This window comes from Chryseobacterium sp. D764, from assembly GCF_019317325.1.
Taxonomy (GTDB): Bacteria; Bacteroidota; Bacteroidia; order Flavobacteriales; family Weeksellaceae; genus Chryseobacterium.
Genome location: NZ_CP079219.1, coordinates 356,168 through 382,652, shown reverse-complemented (window position 1 = coordinate 382,652; position 26,485 = coordinate 356,168). Strand labels below are relative to the sequence as shown.

The following is a 26,485-nucleotide window of genomic DNA, read 5'->3' as shown; positions in this document are numbered from 1 at the left end:
CTCTTCTTTTATTATTCATCTGCGGTTTTGAGAAATAATTCCTCTTTCCCAATAAGATAGATGTCGATCAGCGCTTTTGTGTTGATGTTAACAGTATCACCGTTTTTAATCTTGTATTTCTTCTGTAAAGGTTTTCCGTTAAAATAAACTGTACCTGAATCAAGCAGAAGGTTCAATTTAGATGACGAAAGACCTAAGCATGTCCTGATAACAGTTGAAGCTCTTACGTTAAAATCAAAAGAACACTGTATCTGAAACGAAATGATTTCACCGTCCATATTGATCAGATCTTCAACAGGAATGGTATTGTATAGAATTTCATATGCTACGCTTTCCAGATCTGCTTCTACATTATTTTTCTTTCTTATTTCCTGTGAAAAAGCATATTCCCAGGCAATTTCCGTATCGTTTTCTGAAAATTTATTGAACAGTTCTTTACTGACAGATTCTGTTCTTATTCTTGAAAAAACAGTCATGTTATAGGTGTTGCTGCATTTTACACATCGGTAAATCAACCATATATCTATATTCTTTTTTTGAGCATTCAATCTGAATTTATCGCTGCAATAAAATCTGTCACTGTTACAATGATTGCATTTCTTTTTTAGTAAGGGAGTATTTTTCGCTTTTACCTCCCAAATATGTTTTGTACTCATTACTTATAATCGTGCTTGCTATTCTTTGTTGGATTTTTTCCATATTATTCACGCATTACAAGAAGGTTGATACATCTGAGATTTACCCACAAACTATTCTTAAGGTATAATTTGAACTGTATTTCAGTCTTTTAAAATCATAATGATGAAGACAAAAACAACAGATATAGCTGCCTTTGGCAGGCAATGCAATACATAATATGATGAAATGAAAACCTGTTCGGGTAGAATTACCCAAACGAAAGAACGATCAGCCTGTGGTTACGGAGACTGATACTAAGCAGTAATAAGTTTAAGTGTTGTTCTCAAAACGACTATTTACTTGGTTATGATAAAAGTAGTCAATTTCAGGGAAGAACGGGTCATTTTTTCATATTAATTCAAAAAAGAAAAACAAACAGCTTATATTTCCCATACAAATTGGTCTCTAAAAATGAACCATACAACAAATAAAAATTGAACCATACAACAAACCTGTCCTTTCTGTTTCTGACGAACTTTGTCATATTAAAATCATCAAAATGAAACAGATTAATAAAATTTACATCAACGGTGAATTTGTTACACCGAATGGAACAGAAACATTTGACCTTATCAATCCTACGACCAATCAAAAAACAGGAGAAGTTGTTCTGGGAAATGAAGAAGACACCCGAATGGCCATCGCTGCAGCGAAGAAAGCTTTTACAACCTTTTCAAAAACTACAAAAGAAGAACGTATCGGTTTACTTCAAAAACTGCATGAAGCTGTGAGCAAGCGGGAAAATGAACTGATTTCTGTGATGGTAAATGAATATGGAGGAACCCTGCAGTTCTGCAGAATGAGTGTTCAAAATGCAATTTCAGCCTTTACAACAACCATTACGACTCTGGAATCATATGACTTTGAAAAAACAGTCGGCCATTCTAAAGTACGTTTTGAATCTTTGGGAGTAGTAGGAATTATTACCCCATGGAATGCCAGCAACAGTTTTATCTGCAACAAACTGGCTACCGCTATTGCTGCCGGATGTACAGCCGTCATCAAACCAAGTGAAATGAGTGCTGCACAAACTCAGCTGCTTACTGAATGTTTCCATGAAGCCGGTTTGCCTGCAGGGATATTCAATATTGTAAATGGGTTAGGAAATGTAGTGGGTGCAGAAATTACCCAGCATCCCGATATCGCAAAAATCTCTTTCACCGGATCCACAGTTACAGGAAAAGCTATTGCCAAAGAAGCCGTAGATACTATGAAAAGAGTAACTCTTGAACTTGGCGGAAAGTCTCCGAATATCATTCTTGAAGATGCCGATCTGGAAAAAGCTATTCCTATGGCTGTTTTCGGAGCCTATATGAACAACGGACAGGCTTGCATCGCTCCTACCCGTCTGCTTGTTCCTATCAACAGATTGAATGAAGTGAATGAACTGGCTAAAAAAGCGGCGGAACAGGTAAAAGTAGGAAACCCTAATGAAGAAGATACCCTTGTAGGACCTATGGTAAGCACCAAGCAGTTTGAAAGAGTACAAAGCTACATCCGTCTTGGGCAGGAAGAAGGCGCAACGCTGCTCGCAGGTGGTGAAGGTAAACCGGAAGGTCTTGAAAATGGTAATTTTGTAAAAGCAACCATCTTTACCAATGTTCGTAATGATATGCGTATCGCTCAGGAGGAAATCTTCGGGCCGGTATTGTCTATCATTCCTTATGCTAATGAAGAGGAAGCGGTTGCTATTGCCAATGACACCACTTATGGTCTGGCAGCTTACATCAGTTCTTCTGATAAAGAGCATGCAGAACGTATTGCTGCACAGATTGATGCCGGAAGAATCTGTATCAATGGATTTTCACATGATCCTTATGCTCCTTTCGGTGGGTTTAAGCAAAGTGGTATCGGCCGTGAGTATGGTGTGTTCGGATTGGAGGCTTATCTTGAACCCAAGACCATTCTTGCCTGATATTAAAATCCTCAGAGTCTGTGCAATAGCAGGCTTTGAGGATTTAAACAATATGTAATCCATTATTGATACTAAAAAAGTTTTGTAAGTTTGAAAAAAGAATCGATCAAGAAATAACTGTCTGAGCCATGAGCGAAAATAATATTCTTTTACCTATCAATTACTCCTGTCATTTTTCAGAATTCAGGGAAGGAGAACAATTTGCACGAATCCATAGTCTGGGACTGGTTATTTCCGGGGAAATGGAACTGAATGACGGTACCACAAAGACGATATTTAAAGAAGGGGAACTTTATTCTGCAAGAAAAAACCGTCTCCTGAAGTTTGCAAAATACCCTCCTAAAGATGGAGAGATAAGAACGGTAACCATTTATTTTGATGAAGCCATCTTACGTGATTTCAGCCGTGAGTATGGCTATCAGGCAGAGAAGAAGGATAATATTCCGGCTTTTATAAAACCGGATCAAAAGGCATTAACTTCTTTTATGTACTCTTTACTGGCCTATGAAGAACTTCCTGCTTCTACAGAACTTCTGCGTCTCAAACAGAAAGAAGCTTTACTTCTGATGCTGAGTGATGATCCGGGTCTTAAAGATATTTTATTTGATTTTTCTGAGCCTTACAAAATAGATATTGAAACTTTTATGAACAAAAACTTTCATTTCAATGTCAATGTAGAACGATTTGCTTATTTAACAGGGCGAAGTCTGTCTGCCTTTAAAAGAGATTTTCAAAAGATATTCGGGATACCGCCAAGACAATGGCTGCAGCTTCGGCGATTGAAGGAAGCTCATTTTCTGCTTACCCAAAAAGAGAGATCGGTTTCCGATATTTATCTGGATTTGGGCTTTGAAAATTTATCTCATTTCTCCTTTGCATTTAAAAAGCAGTTTGGCTATCCACCAAGCTCATTACAGGCAAAATAACTTAGACTTCATCTAAAAAAATGTATCTGAAAGCGATGATCACCAGAATGACAACAGCTATTGTAATAATTTTCACTTTCATATCGCTTTTAAGATGGTCAGGAGCATAGCGTAATGTTTTTTCATCAAGATAAAAATCCTTGTAAACCTCAGAATCAATTTTGAGATCGGGGCGAAAAGTCTGTACTCCTTTCAGAAAATGTCCAATAAGATCATACCGGTTTTTAAGTGGAATCACATCCAGATTGATCAGTTTCTTTTTGGGTTTTCCGGTTTCATCTTTTTCATGAACATATAGATTTTTTCTGAAATTACTATATTTTCCGAGATTCTGAGATTCTGAATAAATATCTTTTGTATAGGAGTCCTTGCTTTTGATCAAATCCTGGTATTTAATTTCTGACAGTATTTTCTCTTTTCTGTTGAGAAACAGGATTCCCTGATGATTGATCAGCAGACCACTGATTTTCTCATCCTGATTTCTGATCATTTGATAAGCCAGCCACCCTGCCAGCAGGCCAGTAATCAAAAAGAATAAAAAGAAGATCATGTCAGATGCGGTATCTGTAGAAGTATGTGAAACAGCATCAATAAAAAATCCCAGTAAAACAACAGCAATGACCGCAAAAAGAATGACAATACTCCATCTTATTCTGGCTATGTATTCCGGGCTGTAGGTTTCTGATCTCATTTCAGAAAATGATTCTTTCATATTTAAATGTATCGTTGGTTATCAGTTTTTCAATGTATTTTTAAGACTCATATCTGTCAAAATACATCGGGCAGCAAAAATACTATATAAAAATGAATAGAATATTAAATGATCACCCTATTTTTATCCTTTTAAAATAACAGATCGTGCTATGAAAATCATAACACGATCTGAATTGTTGAATATAATTATTTTAAAGTTTTTTTAAAGTGCATATTCTACGGAGGCTTCTTTAGCTGCGGCCACCATTGCAATCAAAGCTTTTTCTGTTTCTTCCCAGTGTCTTGTTTTCAGTCCGCAGTCCGGATTTACCCAGAGTTGATTGGCAGGAATTACGTTTTGAGCTTTTCTCAACAGTTCAATCATTTCTTCTTTTGACGGAACCCTTGGGGAATGAATATCGTATACTCCGGGACCAATTTCATTCGGATATCTGAAATCTGCAAAAGCATTCAGCAGTTCCATCTGAGAACGGGAACATTCTATGGTAATCACATCTGCATCCATATCAGCAATATTTTCAATAATATCATTGAATTCCGAATAGCACATATGGGTATGAATCTGTGTAGCATCTTCCACTCCGCTTGCTGAAATTCTGAAAGCTTCTACGGCCCATTTCAGGTAGTTCTGCCAGTCTGTCTTTCTTAATGGAAGCCCTTCTCTTATCGCAGGCTCATCAATCTGAATAATTCTGATTCCTGCTTTTTCAAGATCCGCAACCTCATCACGGATAGCCAGAGCAATTTGCTTACACGTCTCTGAACGGGGCTGATCATCACGTACAAAAGACCATTGTAAGATCGTAACAGGACCTGTGAGCATTCCTTTTACCCATTTTTCAGTCTGGGATTGTGCATATTGGGACCAATATACCGTCATTGGTGTCGGGCGGGAAACATCACCGAAGATCACAGGAGGCTTTACACAACGGCTTCCGTAGCTTTGTACCCAGCCATTTTTTGTAAATACAAAACCTTCCAGCTGCTCTCCGAAATATTCCACCATATCATTACGTTCAAATTCCCCGTGAACCAATACATCTATCCCTATTTCTTCCTGCCAGTTAATCGTTCTCTGGGTCTCTTCTTTCAGTAAGGTATCATACTGCTCTGCCGTCAGCTCTCCTTTTTTGAATTTTGCTCTCCAGCTTCTTACCTCAGTGGTCTGCGGGAATGACCCAATGGTTGTTGTTGGGAATAAAGGAAGCTGCAGTACTTTCTGTTGTTCTTCTTTACGGATTTTGAAAGTATTTATCCTTTGAGCATCTTTTTCAGTAACCGCATTTGCTCTTTGCTTCACGTCATCATTATGAATAAGAGAAGATGTTCTTCTGCTTGCAATTGCTTTTTTATTATCTTCAAAAGCGGCAAGAATCTGTTTATTCTCTGTTCCGGATGCCAGTTCTTTAAGCGTTACCACTTCTGCCACTTTTTGTTTGGCAAAAGCCAGCCAGTTTTTAATTTCCGGATTAAGTGTGGTTTCAAAATCCAGATCACAAGGTGAATGAAGTAATGAAGAGGAAGGAGCAATTAAAACCCTTTCAGATCCTAATTTCTCAACTGCTTTTTGAATGAAAGACAAAGACTTTTCATAATCATTTTTCCAGATATTTCTTCCGTCAACCACACCCAATGAAAGGCCTAAGCTTTCCGGAATGACATTCAGAATATCATCTAACTGTTCAGGGTTTCTAACCAAATCAATGTGTAAAGTATTCACAGGAAGTGATACCGCAAGTGATCCATTATCTTTTAATCCGTCAAAATAAGTGGCAATAATAAATTTCAGTTTCGGAAAGCGTTTTCTTATTTCGGTATAAATAAAATGATATGTTTCTTTTGCTTTCTCCGTTAAATCCAATGCCAGAAAAGGTTCATCAAACTGAATCCATTCTGCACCCTGCTCCTGAAGTTTTGTTAAAATCTCTGTATATACGGAAAGAAGGTTTCCAGCGAGATCCAGTTTATCAAATCCTTCTTCTTTCTCTTTTCCTAACAACAGATAAGAAACTAGTCCGATAATGACCGGTTTTGCATTGATTCCTGCCTGCTTTGCTCCTGCAAATTCATTGAAAATTTTATCTGAACTCAGTTTAAACTGTTGATTTTTATAAAACTCGGGAACGATATAGTGATAATTGGTATCAAACCATTTTGTCATTTCCATCGCTGTGATATCCAGTCCTTCTTTCTGATATCCTCTTGCCATGGCAAAATAAAGATCCAGCTCAGAATTGTTTTTTTTAAGCACTACTTCATGATAACGTGTGGGAATTGCCCCTACCACAAGACTCATATCCAATACCTGATCATAATATGAAAAATCATTACAGGGAATAAGGTCTATACCGGCTTCTTTCTGAATGTTCCAGTTTTGGTTACAGATATTTCTGCCCGTATTCAGAAGTTCTTCCAAAAGGATTTTACCTGACCAATATTGCTCGCAGGCTTTTTTGAGTTCTCTTTTGCTACCAATACGCGGATAGCCCAGAATGTGAGTTTGCATTTTTTTTACTTTTTAATTAAACTTAATGGTAAAGTCTTTTAAAAATGCTTCGTAATGTTTTAACGGATAAAAATTTCAGGATCATGATATAACAAACAATACAATTCCCTTACAGAGAAAGTGTATAAATCCGATATATCATCTGTATGACCCAAAGCTTCAGACCGCGAAAGCATCGTCAATTCAGTAAAGGCAGGTCTCCTGACTTGTAACAGTTTCCATCATCCTTCCCGCTTTTGGCAGTGGATATACTAAGACAGAAACCTTTGGTATGTTACTTACAGTTGCGCGACAGCTCGTGATTCTCACACGATTCCCTATTAATCTACGTTACGTAAAACCTTTCCTGTTTGATGAAGTATCTCTAAAGAACTGTACTTTTACCTGTAATGATAGTCATCAGTAAAAGTTTTTAATCTTGTGTAAAATTAACAATACAGAATAAACACACAATAAAAGCTAATTAATTAAGCAAAATAAACTTTAAAAAACACAGTAAAAAGCATATAATTCTTTACATTTGACTGTTTTTATAATCTAAAAGAATAATATTCTGTGGAACAACTCGATGATAAGGATGTACAGCTGCTGAGGCTGCTCCAGAAAAATGCAAAACTGACCGTTAAAGAGCTTGCTAAAGAAGTGAACCTCTCCACTTCACCTGTTTTTGAAAGAGTAAAAAGATTGGAACAGGAAGGGTTTGTGAAAAGATATGCCGCTGTTCTTGATGCTGAAAAACTCAACCGTGGGTTTACGGTTTTCTGTCAGATTAAGCTGAAAATTCACGACCGATCTGTAGGTTATGATTTTGTGAAAGAAATTTTAGAAATTGAAGAAGTTGCAGAATGCTACAATATTTCCGGAGATTTTGATTTTCTTCTGAAAGTTCAGGTACGGGATATGAAACATTACCAGGATTTTGTGTTTAATAAACTGGGATCTGTAGATTCTATAGGGAGCACTCACAGTACGTTTGTCATGGCTGAGGTGAAAAACAATCATGGAATCACCATATAATAAAAATGGAAAATTGAGAATTGAAAATGGAAAATGATACTTAACTTAAACCATGCTATTTTCAATTCTCTATCTTCCAATGTATTAATTTCCTTTAAAGTCCGGGGTTCTTTTTTCTATAAATGCCCCGATACCTTCATGGTGGTCTTCTGTTGTAAACAACTCTCCGAATAATGCAGCTTCCTGTTTTAACCCATCCGTAATGTGCAGTTCAAATCCTGTATTTAAAGACTGTTTTGCTTTTGCCACAGCTACAGGTCCTCTTGCGGCAATTGTTTCTGCCAGTTTTTGAGCTTCGTTGAGTAATTCTTCGGGCGCAAAAACATGATTGACAAAACCAAAATCTTTACAAGCTTCTGCGGAATAAAATTCTCCGGAGAAAACCATTTCCCTTGCTTTGTATAATCCGATAGCTCTTGGCAGACGCTGGGTTCCGCCAAAACAAGGCAATAATCCTAATGTCACTTCAGGGAGTCCAAATTTTGCTTTCCCGCTAGCCAGGATAATATCACAGGATAATGCCAGTTCACACCCTCCTCCCAATGCAAAACCGTTCACAGCAGCGATCACAGCAAACGGAAGTTCTTCAATAGCATTAAAAGCAGTTTGTGCAGCAATAGAAAAAGTCTCTGCTTCTGCGGGAGTCATTTGCTGCATGGCTTTAATGTCAGCCCCTGCAACAAAAGCTTTTTCCCCGGAACCGGTAATAATTAATACTCTGATATTTTTATCTGATCTTATCTTGCTGGCAAATGATTTCAGTTCCTGTAAAACCTGTTCATTCAAGGAGTTTAATGCCTGCGGACGGTTTATCGTCAGCGTTCCGACAGGTCCGTTTTGTTGATATAATAATGTTTCGAAAGTCATTTTTTTAATTGATAGTTGATAATTATTAAAAAGTAATCATAGACAGTATTTACCTTCTATTCAATTTTTAAAGGTCTCTGTTTAGAAATTGAATAATACTTGAAAAGTCTGTTTTTCCATTTCCGGATTCGCTCCACATTCTGTACAAATTCAATGCGGTATTGCCAAGAGGTGTAGATGTTTTGGTTTCCAAACCCGCTTCTGCAGCAAGGCCCAGATCTTTTGTCATCAGGTCTACGGCAAAACCACCAGAATAATTACGGGAAGCCGGAGCATTTTCAATTACTCCCGGATAGGGATTATAAACATCCAAGGACCAGTTTTTCCCGGAACTCTTCTGCATAATCTCACTTAAAACCTGAGGATTAAGACCATGTTTCACCCCCAGATTGATAGCTTCTGAAGTTCCGATCATGTGAATGGCCAACAGCATATTATTACAGATCTTAGCAACCTGACCCGCCCCGGATTCTCCGGCATGAAATATATTCTGTCCCATACACTTGAGTATCGGCCTGGCTTTTTCGTAGTCTTCCTGTTTACCACCCACAATAAAGGTGAGTGTACCTGCCTGAGCTCCGGCAGTTCCTCCGGAAACGGGTGCATCTATCATTCTGCAGCCTTTTGAAGCAGCAAGTTCAGCCACTGTACGGGCTGTAACTGCATCAATGGTACTGCTGTCAATTAATAATGTGTTTGGTTTCAGGCTGCTCATAAAATCTTCTGAATAAAGATCAGCTACGTGTTTTCCGGAAGGCAGCATTGAAATCACTACATCTGCATCCTCAGAAGCGGCCACAGCAGATCCTGCAGCCTTTCCTCCTTCTGACACCAGTATTTTCAAAGCTTCCTCCGAAAGGTCAAAACCCACAACGTGATGACCTTTTTTGATCAGGTTAATAGCCATTGGCCCACCCATATTTCCTAATCCTATGAATGCTATATTTGACATAATTTTTAGTTTAAAGTTTAAAGTTGAGGGTTCAAAGTTCTCTATTGATTAAAAACATCTATGAATGTCATAAAAGTCTTATTTTCAATACTTAAATCTCCATTCTCAATGTTTCATTTTCCATTTTCAATTCTTTAAAGTAAGAATCTATCCATTCTTCCGTAATCTCTTTCCATGTTGCGGGATGCCATTTCGGAGACATGTCTTTGTCTACCAATAATGCTCTTACTCCTTCTGCAAAATCAGGGTGGATACAGCACTGACACGACAGATTCAGTTCAGATTGAAAAACCTCTTCAAGGCTTAGATCTTTACCTTGTTTCAATTGTCTGAAAATAATGTGCGCTGAACTTGGAGATCCGGCTTCAAAGCTTTTCACACCGTTATTAATCCATTCATCTTTATCATTATGGCTGATCAATATTTTTCTGAAATCTTCCAGAGAGTTGATTTCTTCAAACTGCTTGATAAAAGAAGCGTGTAATTCCGCCTGAGACTCAGGAATAATGACTTCTTTTGAAATATTTTCGAGAATATGGGAAACAGTTTTATGAGATGCTCCGTCCCAGTCTACCTGTTGAAGGGCATTCAGAACAGTTTCTTTTGAGGAAGATTCTATAAAATAATCTGCCAGTCCTAAGAATTTACAATCTGCTCCATCCAGTCTTGCGCCTGTTAATCCTAAATAAACTCCATAGGCGGAAGGCATTTTATTCAAAAAGCAGGTTCCCCCTACATCAGGATACAGTCCAATTGTAATTTCAGGCATTGCCAGTTTACTTTTTTCTGTAACGATGCGGTGTGAGGCTCCTACCATTAAACCAATTCCGCCTCCCATAACGATTCCGTGTCCCCAGACGATGACAGGTTTTGGATATGTATGAATGGCATAGTCTACCTGATATTCTTTTGAAAAGAAGTCGAAACAGTCCTGTGGAACCTTTGAAGCATCTACTTTACGCTGCGCAATAATAGCATCATGTAATTTTCTTACATCACCACCTGCACAGAATGCTTTTTCGCCAGCTCCCTGAAGGAATATACAGGCTACTTCATCAGAAGTCTTCCAGTTTTCCAAGATAACTTTCAGTTCTTCTATCATTTCCAATGACAGCGAATTGAGGGTTTTCTCAGAGTTCAGAGTAATAATCCCGACCTTATTTTTTATTTCTGTTATAATTACACTCATGGTATTTAATTAAAAATTGAGAGTTGAAAATTGAAAATTATTATTAAAAAGTTGTCTAAACTTTATCAAACCACAAAAGTCACAAAAGTTTTAAACACTTAAGTTTCTTTAGTGCCTGGCTTTATGGATAAAAAGTACACCTAAGTTTTGTGAAAATCTTTGACTTTCATCTTATGTGAGCTTTTCTGAGACATCATTTTAGCCTTACTTAAGTGAACTAAAGTGTTTTAAAATAAAAGCTTTTGTGTCTTTTGTGGTTAAAATAATTAATAATAAAGTTTAAACAGCTTCTAAGTTAAATATGAAAACTCTGTTTATCATCTTATTTGTAAAGTGGCTCCTTCTTCAAGGATCTTTCTTGAAATCACGAGTTTCATAATTTCATTGGTTCCTTCCACTACCTGATGTACTCTGGCATCACGCATCAGCCTTTCAACCGGAAAATCCTGTGTACAGCCATAGCCGCCTAAGATCTGAAGGGCCTCGTTGCATATATTAAAGCTCATATCCGTAGCCAATCTTTTCGCCATGGCACAATAAGTAGTGGCATTGGGATCTTTGGAATCAAGCTTAAATGCTGCCAACTGTACCATTTGACGGGCTGCGACCAACTCCGTCACCATATCTGCAATTTTAAATTGAAGAGACTGAAACTGGGCCAAAGATTTTCCGAACTGCTGCCTTTCATGCATATAGCGCTGAGCCTGATTGATTGCTCCCTGTGCTGCTCCTACGGAACATGTGCCAATATTGATGCGGCCTCCGTCCAATCCTTTCAGAGCTATTTTAAATCCTTCCCCTAATGTACCTAAAAGATATTTCTCTTCTACTTCCACATGATCTAAAAACACAAAACGGGTCGGCTGTGTATTCCAGCCCAGCTTTTTTTCTTTTTCTCCAAAACTGATTCCCGGAGCATCTGCAGGTACTACAAATGCACTGATTCCTTTGGTGCCAGATTCTCCCGTACGGGCCATGACAATTAATATATCACTTTCACCTGCCCCGGAGATAAATGCTTTGGTTCCATTAATACTATATTTATTTCCTTTTTTGACGGCTGTTGTTTTCAAACCTGCTGCATCTGAGCCTGAGCCTGGTTCAGTAAGGCAATAGGAGCCCAAGAGTCTGCCTGATGCCAGATCCGGACATAATTTTTTCCTGATTTCATCAGTTCCAAATTCATCAACCATCCATGAAACCATGTTGTGTATGGTAATATAGGCTGTAGTAGAAGGACATGCTGCTGCTAATTCTTCAAATATAATGGCAGCATCCAACCGTGATAGTCCCAATCCTCCGGCTTCTTCACTGGTGTATATACCACAGAAGCCCAATTCTCCGGCCTTAACAATAGCTTCTTTGGGAAATTTCTTTTCAGCATCCCATTCTGAAGCATATGGAAACAGCTCTTTTTCAGCAAACTTTCTCGCAGCATCCTGAAATGCCAGCTGATCTTCATTTAGGTTAAACTCCATAGTATTAAATTGAAAATTTATTTGAATTGAGAATGAATAATTGAATGTAAAAAAATGGATCATTGAGAAGGCTAATTATCTCAATTATCCGTTTTACATTATTTTAAGTTGATGGTCATATTCACACTTCCTCCCGGCACATCTTCTTCAAACCAGCGGGCGGTAATGGTTTTGGTTTCGGTATAGAAACGAACGCCTTGTTTTCCATAAGAGTGCAGATCGCCAAAGAATGATTTCCGCCATCCCGTAAAAGAGAAAAATGGTAGCGGAACAGGAATCGGAAGGTTGACACCAATCTGCCCTACTTCAATTTCATGCTGGAATTTTCTTGCAGCGGCTCCTGAATTAGTAAAAATTGAGGTTCCGTTTCCGTATGGGTTTTCATTAATGATCCTTATCGCTTCATCTAAGGTTTCTGCCTTTAATAACAGCAATGCCGGCCCGAAAATTTCTTCTTTGTAGATGTCCATATCCACAGAAACACTGCTAAATAAGGTAGGGCCTACAAAATATCCGTTTTCATAGCCTTCTACGGTATAGCTGCTTCCATCCAGGAGGACTTCTGCTCCCTGATCGTAGGCACTTTTGATCAACCTTACTACTTTCTCTTTAGATTGCTTATTGATCAATGGGCCAAATGCAGCTGATTCATCAGACCAGACCCCTGGCTTTACTGTACTTAAAGCAGTTTTAATATCTTCTATCCAATTTTGAGACTCTCCTACCAATACAGCCACACTGATCGCCATACAACGCTGACCGGCCGCACCACAGGAAGCTCCTACCAGATTATTAATCACCTGACTTTTATTGGCATCGGGCATAACTACCATATGATTTTTAGCTCCGCCAAAAGCCTGAACTCTTTTGAGATTATCGGTTCCGGTGCGGTAGACATGTTCTGCAACCGGTACAGAGCCTACAAATGAAATAGCCCTGATGTCGGCATGATTCAAAATATGATTTACCTGATCTTTGGTACCGTGAACAATATTTAAAACACCTTTAGGAAAACCTGCCTCCAAAAACAGTTCTGCCATTTTCATGGAGGTCATAGGAGTCTGCTCTGAAGGTTTTAAGATAAAGGTATTACCGCATGCTATCGCCATAGGAAACATCCACAAAGGAATCATGGCCGGGAAGTTGAAAGGAGTAATTCCTGCACAGACCCCAAGAGGCTGAATGTAACTGTAGGTATCTACTCCTCTTGCTACGTTTTCTACTGTTTCCCCCATCATCAGGGTCGGAATATTACAGGCATGCTCTACGACTTCTATGCCGCGCCAAACATCTCCCATAGCATCTGCAAAGGTTTTTCCGTTTTCTTTGGAAAGGATTTCCGCAATTTCTTTTTGATGTTCTTTTAAAAGATGCTGGTATTTCAGAAATAGTCTTGCTCTTTCCGGAGTGGCAACTTCTTTCCATATTTTGAAAGCTTCTGCAGCGGCTTCAATAGCTTCATCTATTTCAGACAATTCCGTGAGAGGAACTTCTGCCAGAATCTCCTGTGAAGCAGGATTTTCTACAGGAAGATAGTTTTTCGTTTTACTTTCTGTAAAATTTCCATTGATTAATATTTTTATTTTTTGTGACATAGTTTTTTTAATTAAAATGGAGCATTGAAAGTTTTAATCATAAAAATGAGAATGGAGAACTGATCATTTTTCAAAAAAATATCGACTATTCTTTAAAAACGTTTTGATATTCAATTCTCCATCTCTTTTGATTTTAAATGACTAAAAGATCTACAAATTCATTGACGTTAAGATTCACTAATGTGTCATATTCCAATGAATTTTCAAGGATTGTTCTTTGTTGTTTTTCCGGGAAAATACGAGCAAGATTAACTTTATATTTCTTGATCAGTTCAGGAATACCTTCGTCTCTTCTTCGTTTGTGACCAATAGGATATTCTACCACTATTTCGTCTAAAACAGTTCCGTCATTAAGTTCTACCGTCATCGCATTGGCAATGGAGCGTTTTTCCGGATCATGATAATCTGCAGTAAACTGAACATCTTCCACACATTCAATTTTGTCACGAAGTGCATCAATTCTTGGATCTGAAGCGATGTTATCTTCATAATCGGCAGCCGTAAGTCTTCCATAGATCAATGGTACAGCCACCATATATTGGATGCAGTGGTCACGGTCAGCAGGGTTATTTAACGGACCTTTTTTGTCAATAATTCTAATAGCAGCTTCATGGGTACGGATGGTAATTTTTTTGATATCATTTGTTGTTTTTCCAAGGCCTCTTAAAGTTGCGTGTAATGTCATTGCGGCTTCTACTGCAGTCTGCGAGTGAAATTCGGCAGGGAAAGAAATTTTAAAGAGTACATTTTCCATTACATAAGAACTGTATTCTCTCTGGAATTTGAATTCATTCCCTTTGAAGGAAACATCATAGAATCCCCATGTTTTTGCTGTCAATACAGATGGATAGCCCATTTCTCCTGTTTTTGCAATCAGGGCAAGACGTACTGCCCTTGAGGTAGCATCTCCTGCCGCCCATGATTTACGGGAACCTGTATTGGGAGCGTGACGGTAAGTTCTTAAAGACTGTCCGTCCACAAAAGCCAGTGACACGGCATTGACAATTTCATCACGGTTTAATCCGACCAGCTTTCCTACAACTGCTGTGGAAGCTAATTTTACCAATAAAACGTGATCCAGTCCTACTTTATTGAATGAATTTTCCAATGCCATTACGCCCTGAATTTCGTGAGCCATGATCATTGCTTCCAGTACCTGTTTCATTTTTAAAGGTGATTTTCCTTCTGCAATATTTGTTCTGGATAACCAGTCTGCGGTCGCCAGAATCCCTCCAAGGTTATCAGAAGGATGTCCCCATTCTGCTGCCAGCCATGTATCATTGAAGTCCAGCCAACGGATGATCGCTCCGATATTGAACGCTGCCTGAATGGGATCCAGCTGGAATTGGGTACCCGGTACTTTTGCGCCGTTAGGAACTACTGTCCCTTTTACCACAGGTCCTAAAAGTTTTGTACATGCCGGGTAAGTCAATGCTTCCAGCCCACAGCCGATTGTATCCAGAAGACAGTAGTGAGCGGTCTTCCATGCTAAGTCATTTTTAATTTCGTAATTTAAAACATAGTCTGCAATGTCTGTTAATACCTGATCGGGTTGTGGTCTTTCGTTTGAGATGTGTGAACTCATTTTTTATTATTGAAAAATTTTAATTAATTAAAAGTTAAGAGTGGAAAATTGAAAATGAATTATTGTTTTTTCATTTCCGACATTCTATTTTCCATTATTTCCGGTCGTTGATGGACACAAATTCTTTGTTTTCAGGCCCTGTATAATTGGCACTTGGACGGATAATCTTTCCATCCTGTCTCTGTTCTATAATATGAGCACTCCATCCGGTCACTCTTGAAATGACAAATAACGGAGTAAACATCAGAGTAGGCACTCCCATCAGATGGTAAGAAACAGCGGAGAACCAATCCAGATTCGGGAACATTTTCTTTTCTTCCCACATGATCGTTTCCAATCTTTCAGCAATATTATACAGCAGCATATCTCCTGCTTCTTCAGAAAGTTCTTTCGCCACTTTTTTAATCACGACGTTTCTCGGATCTGAAATGGTATACACCGGGTGTCCAAAGCCAATAATCACTTCTTTGTTCACAATACGCTTGCGAATATCGCTTTCTGCTTCATCAGGAGAATTGTAGCGGCTTTGGATTTCAAAAGCAACTTCATTTGCCCCACCATGTTTAGGTCCTCTCAAAGCACCAATTGCTCCGGTAATTGCAGAGTAAATATCAGATCCTGTTCCGGCAATCACACGGCTGGTAAATGTTGAGGCATTAAATTCATGTTCTGCATAGAGGTTTAACGAGATTTCCATTGCTTTTACCCAGGAATCTGCAGGTTTTTTCCCATGCAGCAGGTGAAGGAAATGCCCTCCTATTGTATCATCATCGGTTTCTACGTCAATTTCTTTTCCATTATGGGTATAATGATACCAATATAACAGACCTGAGCTGAAAGATGCCAGTAATTTGTCTGCAATATCTCTTGCTCCCGCCATATTATGATCATCTTTTTCCGGCTGAATACTTCCGATAGCAGAAACCATGGAACGCATGACATCCATGGGATGAGCCGCTGCAGGAATACTCTTAAGAATATTTCTCACAGAATGAGGTAGCCCTCTCAAAGATTTTAGTTTGGCTTTATAGTTTTTCAATTGTGCTCCGGTTGGCAGCTGGCCGTAGATCAAAAGATAAGCTACTTCTTCAAACTGTGCTTTCTCTGCCAGATCCAGAATATCATATCCTCTGTAATGGAGATCGTTTCCACTTTTTCCGACACTGCAAAGAGCCGTATTACCTGCTGCTACCCCTGAAAGCGCAACGCTTTTTTTAGGTTTAAATGTGGGTTCACTGTTAGTTGACATTATCAATTATTTTGTTTAAAAAGGTTGTCTAATTTTTGTTCGTAGTCATAGTATCCGATGCTTTGATAGAGTTCTTCCCTGGTTTGCATAGTATCCAATACATTGATCTGTGTTCCGTCTTTACGAAGGTGTTCATATACATTTTGAGCGGCTTTATTGGCAGCACGGAAAGCAGAAAGCGGATAAAGGATCAGTCCCACGCCTGCATTTTTTAATTCTTCCACCGTGTACATTCTGATCATCCCGAATTCGGTAATATTAGCCAGCACTGGAACTCCTGCGGCTTCAACAAACTTGTGATAAAAGCTTAAGTCAGGAACGGCTTCTGCAAAAATAAAATCTGCTCCAGCTTCTTTATAAGCTGCTGCTCTTTCCAATGTTTTTTCCAATCCTTCATTAGCAAATGCATCGGTACGGGCACCAATTACAAAATTTTCATCGGTACGGGCATCTACCGCTGCTTTCACTCTGTCTACCATTTCTTCTTTGGTTACCACTTCTTTTCCCGGGCGGTGTCCACAGCGTTTTGCCCCTACCTGGTCTTCAATATGGAGGGCCGCAGCTCCAGCTTTAATCAGTGACTTTACAGTTCTTGCCACATTGAATGCTGAAGGTCCGAATCCGGTATCAACATCTACCATGAGCGGTACATCACAAACATTCGTGATACGCTGAACATCAATCAATACATCTTCCAGCGTGGTAATTCCTAGATCCGGAATCCCTAGAGAACCCGCGGCAACACCTCCTCCTGAAAGATAAATTGCATTAAAACCTGCCTGCTGTGCTAACAATGCATGATTGGCATTGATGGTGCCAACAATCTGAAGGGGACTTTCTTTTCGCATGGCCTCCCGAAATTTCATACCGGGAGACTTCAAACTTTCACTTGTAGTCATTATAATATTTATTGTTTAGTTGAAATTTGTTTTACAGAAAACCATGAACAGGCATCACAATAGCTACCGGCATTGCATGATATGTTAAAAAGGAAATCAAAAAATAACTGATTTGTTTTAATCGATTTTTGTAATCCGGAATTCAGAGCCATTATCTCCGTGCCAATCTGTTTATTTCCAAGTCTGCTGCTGTATGAATAATCGAAATCGAATGGATACATTTTTTTAACTTTTTATATTGATTAAATCCTCATAAAAAGTTCCTGATAAACTTCACAATGCCTGTGAGAAAGAAAAATATGGAAAAGGAAAAATACGATGAATACACGATAATGAAAGAGCATACCACTCCACTACTTATCTGCATCATAAAAATAACACGAGCTGACAAAATATATTGATCCCACTGTTATCCATATCGTATCATACCTGACTATAAGCTTCAGACCGCGAAAGCATCGTCAATTCGAAATAGGCAGGTCTCCTGACTTGTAACAGTTTTTATCGCCCTTCCCATATAACGAGGTATACAGTGGACCTTTTTTGATAAAAACCTTGATGTTACTTACAGTTGCGCGACAGTTCGTGATTTGCACACGATTCCCTTTTAAGACACAGCTAAGTGTAACCAGTTTCGGTTGATAAAGAAGATGTTAAGAACTCCTTGGTGGTAAATATAGGTATTTTATAAAAACATGAAAGATATTTTATGCAAACAATAATTATTTAATCATAATCCATTGATTATGTTATTATTAAAAATACATTCTTCACCCAACAGACATTATAATTTAGATTATCCTGCCCATTTTTTGTTACAAAATCCACAAGATATGTCGTGAAAAAATCAGACAAGTTCAAAGAAACTGTCTACTTGTTATTGTTTTTCATTCTGGAATTGAAGCGTTTTTTAAAACTTTTTTTTTAGCGATAATGGATGCTCATTTTCTGGCTTCAAATGATCTTTTTTATATCATTTTCAGTCAAAAATTTAATCTTTATTCTTCAATCCATTTTCTGAAAGCAGAGGTATTACTCTGGCTTGTGATAAGGTGGATTTTATGTCCTTTTATCTGGATAGACTGTGTATTTCTGTTGTAACGCTCTATCCTTTCAATATGTATTTTCTGAACGATTTCACTTCGGTTAATTCTGAAAAAATCCGAAGGACTAAGCTGATTTTCAATTTCTTTTAGTGTAGATTCATTAAGCAGATGTTTTTTTCCTGCAGTATCAAAAGCAAAGACAATTCCCTCTTCTGCTTCAAAGAAAGTGATCTCTTCAGTATTTACAAAATAAGTTCCCTGATGTGAGGAGACCGTAAATCTTTTTTTATATTTTTTCTCTGGATGACTGTTATTGAGCATTTGCTGAAGTTTTATCAGGACATCATTCTGTTCTGATGCAGAAGTTCTTAATAAAAGAAATTTACCCCATGCTTTTTGGAAACGTTCCTGTGAAAATGGTTTTAAAAGATATTCTATACCATTACTTTCAAAGGCATTCATCCAATACTGATCGTAAGCGGTTGTGAAAATTATCGGGCTTGAAATGTTCACCTGACTGTAGATTTCAAAGGCATTTCCATCCAATAATTCTATATCAGAAAAGATCAGGTCTACTGTTGAATTTTTAAAAAAAGTAACGGCTTCTTCTACGGTATCAATCTCTGCAACGATCTCAACCGGTTCTTCCAATTCGCTGATAAAACGTTTTAATTTGTTTCTGGCAGGAATTTCGTCTTCGATAATTATAACTTTTATCATATTTTTATACTGGAATTATAGGAAGTGTTACTGAAAATCCGGTTTCTGTTTTTAATATTTCTACCTGTCGGTCGGTTAATAACGTATATTGTTCTTTAAGATTGTTCAACGCTCTTCCAGACGTTTTTTTACTGTTACGCTTCGGTATAACATTATTTGAAACGGTTATTGTCTGATCCAGATTTATGGTGACTACAACTGGATTTGTAAGCGTTCCAAGATTATGCTGAACTGCATTTTCCAAAAGCAGCTGTAATGATAACGGGATAATATTTCCTGGGGATCTTATATGATTTATTTCTAATGAATAGGCATTTCCGTATTTGTACTGGATCAGATTAAAATATTTCTCTGCAAAAGCAAGCTCTTCTTCCACTGCTACTAATTTTTTATCGGAAACATCTAAAACATAGCGGTATATCTCTGCAAATTCGTTAAGAAAGTCGGAAGCTTTTCGTTTATCTTCTTCTATGAGCTGGTCCAGAATATTGAGATTATTGAACAAGAAATGAGGATTAAGCTGCGCTTTCAGCTGATTAATTTTACTTTCAGACAATGCATGATCATAAAGAGCAAGCTGTTTCTGATAGTCTGTATTCTTTTTGTAGTAACGGTATGCCAGAAAAAAACTTCCATAAATAAAGCCCCCGATCAAATCTGAAAAAGTGGAAAGAATAACAACTTCCTGATTAAAATTCTTCTCAATCTTTCCAAAAGCAAAGGCAATCAAAAAGCCTATTATCTTCATCACCACAAGATAGGTCAACAGTGATGAACTGAATATTTTAAGGATTTCTGTGATGCTGAATGTTGATGACTTCTGCCAGTTTTTAATGAAAAAATCGATCACAAAAAACAAGATACAGGCACTAATAAGAGTGACAACTGCAGCTTCCGGAGTAAAAATATACCAGTCTAATGTTCTTCTTATCCCAATACGGGTATGAATAGATTGTACATAGGCAAACAAAAGGATAAACAGAAGAAAATACCTGTTTTGATTAATCCGTTTTACAATGGTTTTCATCGGCTTTCTGAATGGTCTTTTTTGCAAAAATAGCCCTATATTTTTACAGGGCTGTTTCTTTGTATTATTTTTTTTTCTTTTCAGGAAATGATGCGGTAACGTTTCCTTCATCATCTAAGAAATCCAGTTTTGCTTCGTTATTTTTATCTACACAGAATCTGGCTCGCGGCTGGCCTTTACTGTCGAATAAAAACAATCCGTTATGTTCATCTTTGGTTTTCCCAAGCATCATTCTTGGTGCTCCTCCAATCAGTCCCTGCTGTTCATATTCTTTATATTTTTTCTGAGCAGCTTCCGGATCTTTTATCTGGTTCAGCTCTGCCATTATTTCCCCGGTTTTTATTTGTGATTCTTTTGATGGGCGGTCATTGAAATAAAGCCCGCTTGCCACTACTCTTTTATCTCCTTTCTTATAATCCTGAGTCAAAAGCTGCATTACCTGATCACCGTTATACTGATCATAAGTAAGGGATAATCCCGAGCTGTGCCCGTTTTTATTTTTCTGCCCATCATAAATAAAACCTCCACATTCTATTCCGTCTTCATTGAAGAAAAGCATTCCTGAGCGTTTTTTTCTTGTTTTATTGGTAGGATTACCGTTTATTTTATCTTCTCCGTTGGGAAATTTTTCTACATTGGTAATGATCATCTTTACAGTACCGTCTTTTTCAACAATATTGATTCTTTCAACATCAATCTCTGTGAATTTCTCATGTCCGTCTGTTTTGAAAGCTGAAGCTGTTAAAAATACAATTCCAATAACTGCTGTAAAAGCAAATGTTCTTAAAAAAATTAATTCTCTGTTCATAGTTTATGATGTTAATTATTTCTGTTTTGATATGTCAAAGTTATTCTATCTGCTTCTGCGGTTCAATCAGAAAACAATGAACTCAGGAAATAAAGAAATGAATGGAGGATTTTTACGGATGAATGAAAGAGATCATTTTTACACGGTGGCACTTCATTCAATACATTGAAAAAATCCGCCAAAAAAGTGACGGATTTTATAGTATTTGAAAGCTGTTGAAATTAATTGACAGCCGGATCAATAAGTTCTGTAGTAAGTCCTAAAGATTTTAGCAGATTTTTATTATCAAAAAACAAGGTTGCAAACCGTTTTCCTTTCTTAAAAATCAGTTTTGAGCCTCCCGGAAATTCACTGTCTGCACCAAGTTTCTGCGTTTTAGCATTGTATTTACTGAACTTAGTTTTGCTGTCCTGCAATGTACTTTTATTCATGATAAGGCCAAATGGAAGTCCTTCTACCACTACGGATTTATTGTCTGAAATGGTAAAAAACATCTCATCAACAATATTGTTTTTACCCAGGCTGCAATAGAGTTCCAATCCTGTCTTCATAGGCCATTTCGCGTATTTCTCTTCATTGGCATCTTCATAAAAAACAGTTTTTATGTTCAGTGCTTTTGATATTTTATCGGGAGTCTGCGGAAAAATAAATTCTGTATTTTTATCTAATAAAGAGTTCAGAGCAGCTGTTTTCTGAGAAAATGCAGTGATACTTACCAGTTGAAAAAAGAGGGTTAAGATGAAAGTTAATGTTTTCGTCTTCATGAATTGTTTAAAATTTAATGATTTGATGGTTAAAGATATTAATTTTTTGATTAAAACCATATTCTAAGCAATTTTCTACATCGTCTTTCTTTCTTTTGCTATTTTCTTTCCTGTAGATTGAAGACTGTGCCGGCAGGATCGGTAATCCAATGCATATTTTCGGGAAGCTCTTCAATTTCGTCACAGGTTTCTACTCCGTTTGACCGAAGGTATTCTGTAGCTTGCTCTACATCAGGAACTGTAAGCTGTAACCAGGTTTCGGAATGGGTATAATTATCTACACAGTCCAGCCAGATGATATTATTCCCGAATTTTACCTCATGGGTTCTGGAAACCGTTGGATTATTAATCGGTTTTTCTTCGACGTTCAGTTTTAGGATGTCTCTGTAAAAGACTACCGTTTTTTCATATTTACTTTTGGGAATTTTTATGGCAATATTTATTCCTGCTTCAAATTTCGTATCCATATTGTAGGTTTAACAGTTGTAAAAAAATAAAAATTAATGAAAGGCCTCTATTTACATTTCAACATTGCCTGTCACAATCTCACCAGAACGTTTGTAGTTAGCTATAATAACTCCTTTTGATGTTACATGGCTTTCCGTGAGGGCAAAAGCAGCCGGAACAGAATTATCGTCAAACAGTTTTTTCCCTTCACCAAGAATCAACGGATAGATTTTTAGACGAAGTTCATCTACAAGGTCATTCTTCAACAGCAGATGAATAAGTTCGCTGCTGCCCCAAATCTGAATATCAGCACCTTCTGATTGCTTAAGCTTCCGGATATCATCCAGATTTTTGAGAAAAAATGTATTCTTCCAATCTGAATTCTCTATAGACTGAGACAGAATATACTTATTCCCTTCGTTGATTCCCGGCCAGAATTCAGCGTGCTGAGGCCAGTAAGATGAAAAAATATCGAATGTTTTTCTTCCCAGAAGATAGTCAGTCTGTTTCATTTCTTCCTGCATGATTTCACCGAAAAGCTCATCACCATACGATACAGTCCATCCACCATATTTAAAGTTTTCGGATGTATCTTCTTCAGGACCGCCGGGTGCCTGCATGACACCATCCATTGTAATCATTGATATGACAGTTATTTTTCTCATGATATTCAATTTATAAATGATATTGTATCTGATTATTGTAAAAAGCTGTTCAGATAGTTCAGAATTGTTGCGGTCTGCATCATCAGGCTGACATGGCTTTGCCCCGGAACAATAGCCAATTGGGATTTTGGCATAGGTCCCATATCTGCAGACACTCCACCTCCCAATAATTTATAGGTTTTTGATAGTTCGGTTTTATCCAATCCATCATTGTCACCTGCTATAATTAAAACTGGTGCTGAAATTTTAGAAATATTATCATCACCCAGATCAAATGGCTGTCCAGCTGTGACTATCATCTGCTCCAGAAACTTTGTCCATTTTGTTTTATCAGGCGCTACGGCATCATAAGCAGTATGCATAGGGCTGTTCATAAAGAGTTCAGGTTTCATTCCTTTAAATGCATTATTTACTTCAGGAAGCCAGCCACTATTTTTATACGTTGAAGAAATAATAACTAATTTGTTCAGCCTTTCCGGGCTTTGTATTGCCAGCTGATAAGCGATTGCTCCCCCAAAGCTATATCCTGCCACATCTGCCTTATCAATTTTCAGATAATTCATTACCTCTGTCACATCACTTGCCAAAGCAGTATGTGATAATTTTCGTTCTGAAAACGGAGTATGCCCGTGTCCCTGTAATTCAACAGCGATTACTTTCCTGTTTTTTGACAGTTCAGGAATCAGCTGTCCCCAATTGGTATCAATAGTCATGAAAGCACCATGCAATAATACGATGGGCTTCCCTTTACCATAGACTTCATAATAAACTTTGCTGCCGTTAGCAGGTGCATAGCCACTTTCAGAAGGTTTCACTTTTTGTCCATATACCTGTGATGTGATAATGGTAATCATTAAAATCAGTAATGATTTCAATAGGGTTGAGAATTTGAATAGACTTTTCATAATATTATCGGATTTGGTCATTAAACTTTTAACCAAAATTAGCAAGTCATTACGAAATCCAACTTGTCACAAGACAAGATTTTACTCAAAAGAAATCAATTCTTTGTGCATTCCTTTAACAAGGCTTATTTAACCTACTTCACATACATTATATTTTGTTTAATTATAGAAATTCTAAAGGAAAATATTAAACAATAAACTGATTGAAAATAAATATTTTCATGATAATTCTACAACAGTTGATAAAAATTGATTAATTTCGAATAGAACTAAACCTATATTATTATGAAAAATTTAAAGAAAATCGAAAGACAGGATTTGAAAACAATCAAGGGTGGAATTGACTGCAGAGGCGGACAGCTTTGCTTAATCGGCGGAAAGTGGCAATGTATGCCATACGATGGATGTGGTGGTGGAAACCAACCTTAAGTTTTAGTTTAATTCAATTACTTGACTATGAAAAATTCTAAAAAAATTTCAAGAGATCAGTTGAAGAATATTAATGGCGGAGCATTAAGTTGTTCCGAAGCATGCTGCCCTCCTCCGGGAATAAAGAGATGTCCCTGGGTGATTTGTATAGCACCATGTGAGATTTTAAGTTAAAACACTGTATTCTCCAAAAATAGAAACCTGTAATTCGTATGAGTTGCAGGTTTTTATTTTAAGTTTACGTTTTCATTCAAAAAAAAGTCTCCCGCAATCAAGCTGGGAGACTTAAAAATTAAAATCAGATTGTTCAAACTTATTAAAATATCTTTATTGTTCAACTATCGTAAGCGCATTGTAAGCTCCACTTCCTGATACATCAAACTGGCTGGTTGTACCATCAAATGCTACTGTAATCCAGGTAAAAGGTCTTAGTTTGCTGCCTTTATTCAGGTATACACTTACTGTACAGGCTGAACCTACCGGTACGGCATTGGGACTGGCTCCGGTATCAGAAGCATACCCATTATTTGTTTTTATTCTTTGGGTAATTGTTCCGGCAGAATCTCTAACTTCCCAAATAGCTTCTGTTTGATTGTTAGCCCCGGTATTTACCTGGCTGGATTGTAATGCAAAAGTAAATGTTGCAAAATAAACTCCATCGCGTGGTGCTGTAAATTCACCTGTAGCCGGATCAAAATTTGAGGTTGGAACCCCAGAATCAGAGTCTAATTTTTCAGTCCAGTTCGTTAAATAAGAAGATCTTCTCTGCACTATGCCGGATTTGGTTCCTATTTCTGAAGGAACTGCGCTTTCAAATACATAGGTATCCTGAGTAGTTTTACTTGCCATTACTATAATACGCGGTTTCCCTTTAGGAAAAAAACTGACCCAATTTGAACCATCAGAAAATTCTAAATATCCCTTTACCCCAATGGCCGGGCTTGCAATATACCGTAATGCTCCGGCCCCAGCCTGGGCAGCTGTTTTCGTAGTATTTCCAATAGCCACAGAACTATTTGTTCCGCCGCGTAGATCCAAAGCTACTTTGGGATTGGCAACCATAGTCCCCAATTTTCCGGAACTATTAACTATAATATTACCGGCATCCGTTTTAACCTCAAGCGGATTTGACGGATTGGGTACTCCTATTCCTATTTGAGCATTTATATAGGTTACACTCAGTGACAAAGCAATAACAGCACTGATCAATTTTTTTATTTTATTTTTTTGTCCCATTATTACGTGTTTACAATTCACTTATACTTAAATTATTTAATTTACTGTCATTCAAAGTATTTCGGGCACTGCCTATATTATGCCTTATGCTGAATTTTATAGTATCATCTTTTTTAAGATTGAAGATAGCATTACAGTTACCACTTATATAATTACTTACTGCACCAGCCTGAAAAGCAGGATAAGAATTTATAGTTTTAAATACAGGAATATTATCTGTACTTTGACTGCTTTCTATTGCAGTTTCGACAAATGTATTTTTAGGGATATTTCCATTAGCCAGGGTAATATTGAAAGAAACCAGATAAAAACCATCACGGGGAGCTTTAAAAACCCCTGTGGAAGGATCAAAATCTCCACTGGCACCGGCCCCTAAATCAACTGTTTCTGTCCATCCTGTAATAACTGTTGAAGCTGCACTTGGAATACTTTGTGCAGAGCCTTTACTGGCATTTACCAATGCTTTTGTTGGAGCAGTAAGTGGCAATGCTATCCATTGTTCACCGTCGGAATATTCTAAAAATCCACCGTTATTGTAACGTATTGCTCCTCCCCCTGCGGCAGAGGGGCTTTGTGTATTATTGCCTAAACCAATAATTCCCTGATCAGACGAAGACCTCAGATCAACTTTAGTAACGGGATTTAAAAGTCCAAAGCCAACCTGACCAGTTGATGTAACAACAACATCATTAGATATTTTTGTTGCATCAGGTGCTGAGCCATTATCTTTTCCTGCATCTATATGTAGAGGTTGTGCCGGCGTAGGAGTAAAAAAACCTGTTTGTGCCATTGTTTTAGCTGCAGAAAAAAATAAAATACAAGCAAATAGTTTATAAGTTATATTGATCTTCTTTTTCATAGTCTATAT

General features: G+C 37.6%; 25 protein-coding genes and 2 riboswitches. Of the genes, 5 read left to right on the top strand and 20 right to left on the bottom strand.

Annotated features, from left to right (window positions below; all coding sequences use genetic code 11):
• Positions 1 to 11: 11 nt before the first annotated feature.
• Positions 12 to 656: a DUF1062 domain-containing protein gene (locus KYG33_RS01605; protein WP_077414566.1), complete on the bottom strand. Its 645-nt coding sequence runs from the start codon at positions 654 to 656 to the stop codon at positions 12 to 14.
• 521 nt (positions 657 to 1,177) lie between these two features.
• On the opposite strand from KYG33_RS01605, the gene KYG33_RS01600 reads away from it, so the two are divergent.
• Both KYG33_RS01600 and KYG33_RS01595 read left to right on the top strand, forming a co-directional pair.
• Entirely contained in the window at positions 1,178 to 2,593 is a 1,416-nt protein-coding gene (locus KYG33_RS01600; RefSeq protein WP_219072551.1) for an aldehyde dehydrogenase family protein, read from the top strand.
• Between the two features lie 128 nt (positions 2,594 to 2,721).
• Positions 2,722 to 3,519 carry a helix-turn-helix domain-containing protein gene (locus KYG33_RS01595; protein WP_077414569.1) on the top strand — a complete coding sequence of 266 codons (798 nt, stop codon included), beginning with the start codon at positions 2,722 to 2,724 and terminating at the stop codon, positions 3,517 to 3,519.
• Position 3,520: 1 nt separating this feature from the next.
• Here KYG33_RS01595 and KYG33_RS01590 read toward each other — a convergent pair whose 3' ends face one another.
• Positions 3,521 to 4,231, bottom strand: a complete 711-nt coding sequence (locus KYG33_RS01590; protein WP_077414571.1) for a hypothetical protein — start codon at positions 4,229 to 4,231, stop codon at positions 3,521 to 3,523.
• Positions 4,232 to 4,435: 204 nt separating this feature from the next.
• Positions 4,436 to 6,739 carry a 5-methyltetrahydropteroyltriglutamate--homocysteine S-methyltransferase gene (metE, locus tag KYG33_RS01585; protein WP_180565682.1) on the bottom strand — a complete coding sequence of 768 codons (2,304 nt, stop codon included), beginning with the start codon at positions 6,737 to 6,739 and terminating at the stop codon, positions 4,436 to 4,438.
• Between the two features lie 173 nt (positions 6,740 to 6,912).
• A riboswitch (cobalamin riboswitch) is annotated at positions 6,913 to 7,099 on the bottom strand.
• 195 nt (positions 7,100 to 7,294) lie between these two features.
• Between metE and KYG33_RS01580 the strand changes: the two genes are divergently transcribed.
• Positions 7,295 to 7,756: an Lrp/AsnC family transcriptional regulator gene (locus KYG33_RS01580; RefSeq protein WP_047375447.1), complete on the top strand. Its 462-nt coding sequence runs from the start codon at positions 7,295 to 7,297 to the stop codon at positions 7,754 to 7,756.
• An 84-nt stretch (positions 7,757 to 7,840) separates the two neighbouring features.
• Here KYG33_RS01580 and KYG33_RS01575 read toward each other — a convergent pair whose 3' ends face one another.
• From KYG33_RS01575 to KYG33_RS01505, 15 genes are all read right to left on the bottom strand, one after another.
• A complete protein-coding gene (locus KYG33_RS01575) occupies positions 7,841 to 8,623 on the bottom strand; it encodes an enoyl-CoA hydratase/isomerase family protein (protein WP_077414575.1) in 783 nt (260 codons plus the stop codon).
• A gap of 67 nt (positions 8,624 to 8,690) precedes the next feature.
• The gene (gene mmsB / locus KYG33_RS01570; protein ID WP_077414577.1) at positions 8,691 to 9,575 is read right to left on the bottom strand and encodes a 3-hydroxyisobutyrate dehydrogenase; all 885 of its coding nucleotides are present in this window, start codon (positions 9,573 to 9,575) and stop codon (positions 8,691 to 8,693) included.
• A gap of 91 nt (positions 9,576 to 9,666) precedes the next feature.
• The gene (locus tag KYG33_RS01565; RefSeq protein ID WP_077414579.1) at positions 9,667 to 10,764 is read right to left on the bottom strand and encodes an enoyl-CoA hydratase/isomerase family protein; all 1,098 of its coding nucleotides are present in this window, start codon (positions 10,762 to 10,764) and stop codon (positions 9,667 to 9,669) included.
• Between the two features lie 317 nt (positions 10,765 to 11,081).
• The gene (locus tag KYG33_RS01560; protein ID WP_077414581.1) at positions 11,082 to 12,242 is read right to left on the bottom strand and encodes an acyl-CoA dehydrogenase family protein; all 1,161 of its coding nucleotides are present in this window, start codon (positions 12,240 to 12,242) and stop codon (positions 11,082 to 11,084) included.
• Between the two features lie 98 nt (positions 12,243 to 12,340).
• Positions 12,341 to 13,837, bottom strand: coding sequence for a CoA-acylating methylmalonate-semialdehyde dehydrogenase (locus KYG33_RS01555; RefSeq protein ID WP_219072550.1), 1,497 nt, complete (start codon positions 13,835 to 13,837; stop codon positions 12,341 to 12,343).
• A 133-nt stretch (positions 13,838 to 13,970) separates the two neighbouring features.
• Positions 13,971 to 15,422 (bottom strand): bifunctional 2-methylcitrate dehydratase/aconitate hydratase, encoded by a 1,452-nt coding sequence (locus KYG33_RS01550; RefSeq protein WP_219072549.1) that lies wholly within the window; start codon positions 15,420 to 15,422, stop codon positions 13,971 to 13,973.
• Between the two features lie 94 nt (positions 15,423 to 15,516).
• Positions 15,517 to 16,671 carry a 2-methylcitrate synthase gene (prpC, locus tag KYG33_RS01545; RefSeq protein ID WP_077414587.1) on the bottom strand — a complete coding sequence of 385 codons (1,155 nt, stop codon included), beginning with the start codon at positions 16,669 to 16,671 and terminating at the stop codon, positions 15,517 to 15,519.
• Positions 16,672 to 16,673: 2 nt separating this feature from the next.
• On the bottom strand, positions 16,674 to 17,570 hold the full coding sequence (prpB, locus tag KYG33_RS01540; protein WP_219072548.1) for a methylisocitrate lyase: 897 nt from the start codon (positions 17,568 to 17,570) through the stop codon (positions 16,674 to 16,676).
• Positions 17,571 to 18,026: 456 nt separating this feature from the next.
• A riboswitch (cobalamin riboswitch) is annotated at positions 18,027 to 18,218 on the bottom strand.
• A gap of 350 nt (positions 18,219 to 18,568) precedes the next feature.
• Positions 18,569 to 19,336, bottom strand: coding sequence for a LytR/AlgR family response regulator transcription factor (locus KYG33_RS01535; RefSeq protein WP_180565676.1), 768 nt, complete (start codon positions 19,334 to 19,336; stop codon positions 18,569 to 18,571).
• A gap of 4 nt (positions 19,337 to 19,340) precedes the next feature.
• Positions 19,341 to 20,390 (bottom strand): sensor histidine kinase, encoded by a 1,050-nt coding sequence (locus KYG33_RS01530; RefSeq protein ID WP_175627204.1) that lies wholly within the window; start codon positions 20,388 to 20,390, stop codon positions 19,341 to 19,343.
• A 37-nt stretch (positions 20,391 to 20,427) separates the two neighbouring features.
• A complete protein-coding gene (locus KYG33_RS01525) occupies positions 20,428 to 21,171 on the bottom strand; it encodes a hypothetical protein (RefSeq protein WP_219072547.1) in 744 nt (247 codons plus the stop codon).
• 221 nt (positions 21,172 to 21,392) lie between these two features.
• Positions 21,393 to 21,935 carry a hypothetical protein gene (locus tag KYG33_RS01520; RefSeq protein WP_139348477.1) on the bottom strand — a complete coding sequence of 181 codons (543 nt, stop codon included), beginning with the start codon at positions 21,933 to 21,935 and terminating at the stop codon, positions 21,393 to 21,395.
• Positions 21,936 to 22,033: 98 nt separating this feature from the next.
• Positions 22,034 to 22,402, bottom strand: coding sequence for a hypothetical protein (locus KYG33_RS01515; RefSeq protein WP_077414601.1), 369 nt, complete (start codon positions 22,400 to 22,402; stop codon positions 22,034 to 22,036).
• 51 nt (positions 22,403 to 22,453) lie between these two features.
• Complete coding sequence (locus tag KYG33_RS01510; protein WP_077414603.1) at positions 22,454 to 23,047, bottom strand: dihydrofolate reductase family protein; 594 nt, start codon at positions 23,045 to 23,047, stop codon at positions 22,454 to 22,456.
• Between the two features lie 32 nt (positions 23,048 to 23,079).
• The gene (locus KYG33_RS01505) at positions 23,080 to 23,952 is read right to left on the bottom strand and encodes an alpha/beta fold hydrolase (RefSeq protein ID WP_257468888.1); all 873 of its coding nucleotides are present in this window, start codon (positions 23,950 to 23,952) and stop codon (positions 23,080 to 23,082) included.
• Between the two features lie 285 nt (positions 23,953 to 24,237).
• Here KYG33_RS01505 and KYG33_RS01500 point away from each other — a divergent pair, with 285 nt between their 5' ends.
• On the top strand, positions 24,238 to 24,381 hold the full coding sequence (locus KYG33_RS01500) for a bacteriocin-like protein (protein WP_175627206.1): 144 nt from the start codon (positions 24,238 to 24,240) through the stop codon (positions 24,379 to 24,381).
• 27 nt (positions 24,382 to 24,408) lie between these two features.
• Positions 24,409 to 24,555 carry a bacteriocin-like protein gene (locus KYG33_RS22595; protein WP_167375285.1) on the top strand — a complete coding sequence of 49 codons (147 nt, stop codon included), beginning with the start codon at positions 24,409 to 24,411 and terminating at the stop codon, positions 24,553 to 24,555.
• A 153-nt stretch (positions 24,556 to 24,708) separates the two neighbouring features.
• Here KYG33_RS22595 and KYG33_RS01495 read toward each other — a convergent pair whose 3' ends face one another.
• Both KYG33_RS01495 and KYG33_RS01490 read right to left on the bottom strand, forming a co-directional pair.
• Positions 24,709 to 25,617, bottom strand: coding sequence for a hypothetical protein (locus tag KYG33_RS01495; protein WP_228408688.1), 909 nt, complete (start codon positions 25,615 to 25,617; stop codon positions 24,709 to 24,711).
• Between the two features lie 10 nt (positions 25,618 to 25,627).
• Positions 25,628 to 26,476: a hypothetical protein gene (locus KYG33_RS01490; protein WP_180565671.1), complete on the bottom strand. Its 849-nt coding sequence runs from the start codon at positions 26,474 to 26,476 to the stop codon at positions 25,628 to 25,630.
• Positions 26,477 to 26,485: the final 9 nt, after the last annotated feature.

Excerpts from the sequence above, each read along its gene's own strand:
- KYG33_RS01605 (WP_077414566.1), bottom strand. The coding sequence starts at position 656 with ATGAGTACAAAACATATTTGGGAGGTAAAAGCGAAAAATACTCCCTTA.
- KYG33_RS01600 (WP_219072551.1), top strand. The coding sequence starts at position 1,178 with ATGAAACAGATTAATAAAATTTACATCAACGGTGAATTTGTTACACCG.
- KYG33_RS01595 (WP_077414569.1), top strand. The coding sequence starts at position 2,722 with ATGAGCGAAAATAATATTCTTTTACCTATCAATTACTCCTGTCATTTT.
- KYG33_RS01590 (WP_077414571.1), bottom strand. The coding sequence starts at position 4,231 with ATGAAAGAATCATTTTCTGAAATGAGATCAGAAACCTACAGCCCGGAA.
- metE (WP_180565682.1), bottom strand. The coding sequence starts at position 6,739 with ATGCAAACTCACATTCTGGGCTATCCGCGTATTGGTAGCAAAAGAGAA.
- KYG33_RS01575 (WP_077414575.1), bottom strand. The coding sequence starts at position 8,623 with ATGACTTTCGAAACATTATTATATCAACAAAACGGACCTGTCGGAACG.
- mmsB (WP_077414577.1), bottom strand. The coding sequence starts at position 9,575 with ATGTCAAATATAGCATTCATAGGATTAGGAAATATGGGTGGGCCAATG.
- KYG33_RS01565 (WP_077414579.1), bottom strand. The coding sequence starts at position 10,764 with ATGAGTGTAATTATAACAGAAATAAAAAATAAGGTCGGGATTATTACT.
- KYG33_RS01560 (WP_077414581.1), bottom strand. The coding sequence starts at position 12,242 with ATGGAGTTTAACCTAAATGAAGATCAGCTGGCATTTCAGGATGCTGCG.
- KYG33_RS01555 (WP_219072550.1), bottom strand. The coding sequence starts at position 13,837 with ATGTCACAAAAAATAAAAATATTAATCAATGGAAATTTTACAGAAAGT.
- KYG33_RS01550 (WP_219072549.1), bottom strand. The coding sequence starts at position 15,422 with ATGAGTTCACACATCTCAAACGAAAGACCACAACCCGATCAGGTATTA.
- prpC (WP_077414587.1), bottom strand. The coding sequence starts at position 16,671 with ATGTCAACTAACAGTGAACCCACATTTAAACCTAAAAAAAGCGTTGCG.
- prpB (WP_219072548.1), bottom strand. The coding sequence starts at position 17,570 with ATGACTACAAGTGAAAGTTTGAAGTCTCCCGGTATGAAATTTCGGGAG.
- KYG33_RS01535 (WP_180565676.1), bottom strand. The coding sequence starts at position 19,336 with ATGATAAAAGTTATAATTATCGAAGACGAAATTCCTGCCAGAAACAAA.
- KYG33_RS01525 (WP_219072547.1), bottom strand. The coding sequence starts at position 21,171 with ATGAACAGAGAATTAATTTTTTTAAGAACATTTGCTTTTACAGCAGTT.
- KYG33_RS01520 (WP_139348477.1), bottom strand. The coding sequence starts at position 21,935 with ATGAAGACGAAAACATTAACTTTCATCTTAACCCTCTTTTTTCAACTG.
- KYG33_RS01515 (WP_077414601.1), bottom strand. The coding sequence starts at position 22,402 with ATGGATACGAAATTTGAAGCAGGAATAAATATTGCCATAAAAATTCCC.
- KYG33_RS01510 (WP_077414603.1), bottom strand. The coding sequence starts at position 23,047 with ATGAGAAAAATAACTGTCATATCAATGATTACAATGGATGGTGTCATG.
- KYG33_RS01505 (WP_257468888.1), bottom strand. The coding sequence starts at position 23,952 with ATGAAAAGTCTATTCAAATTCTCAACCCTATTGAAATCATTACTGATT.
- KYG33_RS01500 (WP_175627206.1), top strand. The coding sequence starts at position 24,238 with ATGAAAAATTTAAAGAAAATCGAAAGACAGGATTTGAAAACAATCAAG.
- KYG33_RS22595 (WP_167375285.1), top strand. The coding sequence starts at position 24,409 with ATGAAAAATTCTAAAAAAATTTCAAGAGATCAGTTGAAGAATATTAAT.
- KYG33_RS01495 (WP_228408688.1), bottom strand. The coding sequence starts at position 25,617 with ATGGGACAAAAAAATAAAATAAAAAAATTGATCAGTGCTGTTATTGCT.
- KYG33_RS01490 (WP_180565671.1), bottom strand. The coding sequence starts at position 26,476 with ATGAAAAAGAAGATCAATATAACTTATAAACTATTTGCTTGTATTTTA.